This window comes from Methylobrevis pamukkalensis (genome assembly GCF_001720135.1).
GTDB lineage: Bacteria > Pseudomonadota > Alphaproteobacteria > Rhizobiales > Pleomorphomonadaceae > Methylobrevis > Methylobrevis pamukkalensis.
The window spans coordinates 1-4707 of the sequence record NZ_MCRJ01000186.1; the positions used below are offsets into that span (position 1 = coordinate 1).

Here is a 4707-nt window from a genome sequence, read left to right on the forward strand (position 1 = left end):
AGATCGGTGCCGTTGCACACGGAATTGATGCCGGCAATGGCGTTCAACACGATTTGTGCGATCTGGCGGGCCAGAAACGGCGGCACGGCGTTTCCGACCTGGACATACTGCTGCGTGCGGTTTCCGAGGAACAGGTAGTCGTCGGGGAAGGTCTGAAGCCGTGCCGCCTCGCGCACGGTCAGGCTGCGGCACTGGATCGGATCGGGGTGAATGAAGTAGTGCCCGTCCTTCGAGATGTGGCTCGTGACCGTGGTCGATGCCTCGTCCGCCAGCTGAACCCGGAAGCGGTCATTGAAGACACCGCTGTGCCAGTTGCGGTGATCCGGGCTGATCGCAAGCGGGAAATCGGCGGCCTTCGGGCTGTAGCCACGGACGGTCCCGAACACGGCCGCAAACAGGTAGCGGCCCAGATCCGATGCCATGTGCCCGCGCGTCTCGTGCTGGGCGATTGCGCGCAGCTCCGGACGCTCGAGCCACAGCAGCAACTCGTCGTTCGAAGTGCCGTAGCCCTCGGGCGCTTGCGACGCCGCCCGAGCGCTGGGTGTACTGTCCTTCAGTCGCTCTGAAACGGAGAGGAACGCTTCCCGGAGCGCGCGATCGTCCGTTCCCTTGCAGATGCCGGCCAGAAGCGTCGCGGCGGCAACAACCTCTCCTCGCCAGGCGGCCGCGTCGTCGAGCCCGCGGCTGATGCCGCTGCGCAGGGGCGGCATCGTTCCGATGGCGTCGCTCACCGTCCGCGTCACCCCCGATACGGCGATTCCGGCATCGGCAGCCCTGTGGGTGAGATCGGACCGGATCCCGACGATGATCACCCTGTGCCGGCGTTGCGGGACGCCGAAGTCCTCGGCGCGCACGATGAAGTCCGAAGGCTGTGTCGCTTCACGCAGGCTGGCCCTGCCATCCGCGACCCGGATGGCACGCAGCTCGTAGTGATGGGCGTGACCCGTGCCGAGCGAGGACAGGTCCTCCATCAGCATCTCGAACACGAGCCGGCTCTCGACCGTGGACGACAGCAGGCCCTTGACGTTCTCCATCACGAAGGCGGCCGGGCGCAGCCTGTCGAGCACCCGGATGTATTCGCGGAAGAGATAGTGCCGCGCATCGTCCTCGGGCACATAGCCGACCGTGCCTCTGGAGCGGGCGCGCCCCACAAGCGAATAGGCCTGGCACGGCGGGCCGCCGATCAGGATGGTGTCATCGTGGCTTGCCCTCAGCGTCTCGATGGCGGCGTCGACGGCGGTCGCCGCGGCTTCGGTGCCGAGTTCGAGCGCCCGCGCCTCGTCGGTGGCATGCTGCCAGGCACCCGGGTCGACGGCTGACCAGTCGGGTTCGGAACCGTGTCCGGCATGGAAGTCGATGAACCGCTCGGGAAGGGCACCATGCCGCGCGAGATGCTCGCGCAGGAACGCGCGCAGCGTCAGCGTCCGGTGCGCCGAGGCTTCCTTCTCGACGGAGATGCCGATACGGAACGGCGCATGGCCGTTCAGGACGAGGGATGCGAAGCCCTCGCCAAGTCCGCCCGGACCGGCAAACAGATCGACAATGCCGAAAGTGGAGGGCAAGTCAGGCTCCTGACGGGTTCATCCCGTCGGTGCATATCAGGTTCCGGAATGAAAGCCAGGACGCGATGGCCGATATCGTCGACCAGCAGACCCGTTCCCGGATGATGTCGGGAATACGGGGAAAGAACACGAGGCCCGAGCTCGCACTCAGGCGGGCGCTGCACGCGCGCGGCTTCCGCTTCCGGCTGCATCCGGCTGGTCTGCGGGGGCGGCCGGACCTCGTCCTTCCGAAGCATCGCGCGGTGGTCTTCGTGCATGGCTGCTTCTGGCACCGTCACGAAGGTTGCCGCTACACCACGACACCATCGACGCGCACGGACTTCTGGCAGTCGAAGTTCGAGGCGAATGTGGTGCGGGACGGCGCTGTTCGCGAAGCGCTTCTGGACAGCGGATGGCGTGTGGCGACGGTGTGGGAGTGCGCGCTGCGCAAGCCGGACCAGATCGCCGCCTCGGCCGAGCTCCTGTCGGTCTGGCTGCGTTCGGACGACTTCCGGATCGAGATCGGCGAGGCCGCAGGTCGGCCCTTGCCCTGAAACCGCATCCCGGCCGGCAATCTGCAGCTTGTCGACGTGCGGGCCCTGGAATCTTGCGGTCTTCGCTCCGGACAAGGGGCGTCACGCCGTCCCCTCCGCCGGCGAGACATGCGTCTCGTATCCTGCAACGGTCGCATCCTGGCTGACCGGCCCGCGGCGCGGGCCATACTGGATGGCGATGACGCAGTCGATCACGGCATCGGCCGTGCCTCGGGTCACGACAGCCCGGACGTAGCGCTCGGCAGGGCGGAAGATGTCGAGGACCAGCAGCCTGTTGTCATCGCTTGCGGCGATGTCGAGCGCGCTGCCGGCAAGGTCGGCGGCGTCGGCGAGGTTGGCCTCCTGGCCCTGCTGGGCCTTCAGCCCGGTGACGGCGCCGGTGGCGAGGGTGCCGAAGGCGGCGATGAACATGACGCCGTCGAAGTTGGCCATGTCGAGAACCGCGCCGTTCTGGTCGGTCTGGCCGGCGGCGACGGCGTTGAGGACGCGGATGGTCCTGACGTTGCGGGCAAGGGTCACGGCGATGTCTCCTCAGGCAAGCTGGACGCGGACGAAGGCTTCCTCGAGCACCGGCGCGCCATCGGTCTCCAGGCGGCCGATGAAGCCGACCTGGTTGGTCTCGGCGTAGAGCTCGTTGAGGCGCTGGATCTGCAGGCTGAGCGCGTCGACGATCCAGTAGTGCTGGAAGTCGCCGAGCAGGCCGACGTAGAGGCCGGTGGTGAAGGTGCTGGGCGCCCATTCCGACAGGGTCATCGGCAGGCCGAGCAGGGTGTCGGGCTCGCCCTCGCGCACCGACTGGCGCCAGATGTACTGGCCGTCGCCGTCCTTGAGCTTGGTGATCTGCTTGACAGCGTCACGGTGGAAGATCCAGCGGGCGCGGGGCCAGTACTGGCCCTTGAGGGCGAACTTGGCCTCGATCAGGCCGTTGAAGCCGATCGCGGTGGTGGTATTGCCGGTGGCGACGTCGCGGGCGGTGGAGATGCCGCTGGCCGAGGCGGTGAAGACGCCGAGCGGGCGGCCGGCGCCGGACCCGGTGAGGAAGGCCTTCTCCTGGGAGACCGCGAACTTGTAGGCGAGCCGGTCGAGCACCAGTCCTTCCGGGCCGATGAGGGCCTGACGCAGCAGCTGCTGGCTGACCTTGATGCGCTTTGCCAGCGGATGCGGGCGCAGCTCGCGCTTGCCGAGCTTCATGGCGCTGTCCTCGCTGCCGGTGGAGAGCTCCGTGGTCCAGTCGGCATCGGACGGATCGGCGTCGAGCGAGGGGGCGCCCATCGAGGCGGCCTGCGGCACCTGGAAGGTGCGGGCAAGGCTGCGGATGACGACCTGATCGTCCACGGCCCGGATCAGTTCGGTGGCGAACTGCTGCGGCGCGATAGCCGCCATCCACGTCGGCGCCGGCCTGGAGGGTACGCAGTTCCTCGCCGGCGAGCACTCCGACGCCGCCGCGCAGGAATCGGGCAAAGGCGGCGCGGTATTCCGGCGCGGCGCGCGGGCTGGCGCGGTCCTCGCGGGCCAGGGGGTGTGGCTCGCTCGTGCGTCCTTGGCCCGTGTCGTCGGTGCGGGCGGCGGCCTCGGCCATGCGACGGTCGAGGTCCTGCTGGCGCTCCTCGCGGCCGATCTGGCCGCCGACGCGTTCCTGGTCGGCAAAGAGGGCGTCGTAGCGCGCCTGCTCCTCGGGGCCAAGATCGCGGCCTTCGGCGCCGGCGGCATCAAGCAGGTCGCGCATCTCGGTGACGAGGCGGCCACGCCGCTCGCGCAGGTCTTTCAGGCTGATGGTCATGATGGTCCTTCGTGGATGCCGGCAACGGAAAGCCCATCCCCGCGCCGGTCGGACGGGGATGGGCTGGAAGGGAACCGGTGGCCAGGGCGACCGGGATCGGATCAGGCGGTCGGGTCGACCAGCGCCAGATCCAGCCGCCGGCGCAGGAGGGCGACGGGGGGCGCCGAGCGTGCGCTGCCCTGCCAGGTCGCCAGCGCGCGGACAGCGACGGCGGTGTCGGGATAGGCAGGGAACACCACGGGCGAGACATCGTGGAGGCGGACGGCGGTGAGGGTGCGCAGCACGCGGCCTTCCCGGTCGCGCTCCCAGATCTGGCCGTCCGGGGCGATCGTGAGCTCGAAGCTCATCTGACTGACGTCGCCGCGCTCGATCGAGACGAGCAGATCGCGGGCCGCCTGGGTCGCCGGCGGATCGATGGTGATGGCAAGGCCGTGGCCGTCCTCCTCCAGCTGCAGCGTGCCGGCACGGTTGCGTCCGAGGATGACGTTGGGGTCGTGGTTGAAGAGGGCACGGACGTCGTCGGTGGCAAGGCTCGCGGCGAAGGCACCGGGTCGGATCATCTCGCGGCAGTCATCAGGTCCCAAAGAAGTCGCCCCTGACAGGCCGCTTCCGGCCCGTCTGGCACCTGGGCCAGTACTCAACTGGTCCCGCATAACCCTCGAAAACAACGGAAAAATCCGGCCTCAGCCGGATCGGGAGAACGCTTTCGCTCGGGCAAGTGGCGGAGGAAGTGTAACAAATACCGAACTCTCTCCCGTGTCGATGGCTTCAGCTCCGGATCGAAGCGAAGCCCTGCCCTGTAGTGAGGAACGGTGACCCACTTCTGGCCAGA

At 68.3% G+C, this 4707-nt stretch carries 4 protein-coding genes and 1 pseudogene; 1 reads left to right on the forward strand and 4 read right to left on the reverse strand.

The genetic code is table 11. The annotated features are described in order from the left end of the window. Positions 1 to 1562, reverse strand: a 1562-nt coding sequence (locus A6302_RS19330; RefSeq protein WP_069308395.1) for a DNA cytosine methyltransferase, incomplete at its 3' end; no start/stop codon positions are given. 65 nt (positions 1563 to 1627) lie between these two features. Here A6302_RS19330 and A6302_RS19335 point away from each other — a divergent pair. Beyond that, positions 1628 to 2095 (forward strand): very short patch repair endonuclease, encoded by a 468-nt coding sequence (locus A6302_RS19335; RefSeq protein ID WP_069308396.1) that lies wholly within the window; start codon positions 1628 to 1630, stop codon positions 2093 to 2095. 81 nt (positions 2096 to 2176) lie between these two features. Here the strand turns inward: A6302_RS19335 and A6302_RS19340 are convergent, their stop codons facing one another. The 3 genes and pseudogenes from A6302_RS19340 to A6302_RS19350 all read right to left on the reverse strand — a co-directional run bounded on the left by A6302_RS19340 (position 2177) and on the right by A6302_RS19350 (position 4435). Continuing rightward, complete coding sequence (locus A6302_RS19340) at positions 2177 to 2614, reverse strand: hypothetical protein (protein ID WP_069308397.1); 438 nt, start codon at positions 2612 to 2614, stop codon at positions 2177 to 2179. Positions 2615 to 2626: 12 nt separating this feature from the next. After that, positions 2627 to 3875 (reverse strand): annotated as a pseudogene (locus A6302_RS19345) (phage major capsid protein). A gap of 101 nt (positions 3876 to 3976) precedes the next feature. Continuing rightward, positions 3977 to 4435: an HK97 family phage prohead protease gene (locus tag A6302_RS19350; protein WP_069308399.1), complete on the reverse strand. Its 459-nt coding sequence runs from the start codon at positions 4433 to 4435 to the stop codon at positions 3977 to 3979. Between the last annotated feature and the right edge of the window lie 272 nt (positions 4436 to 4707).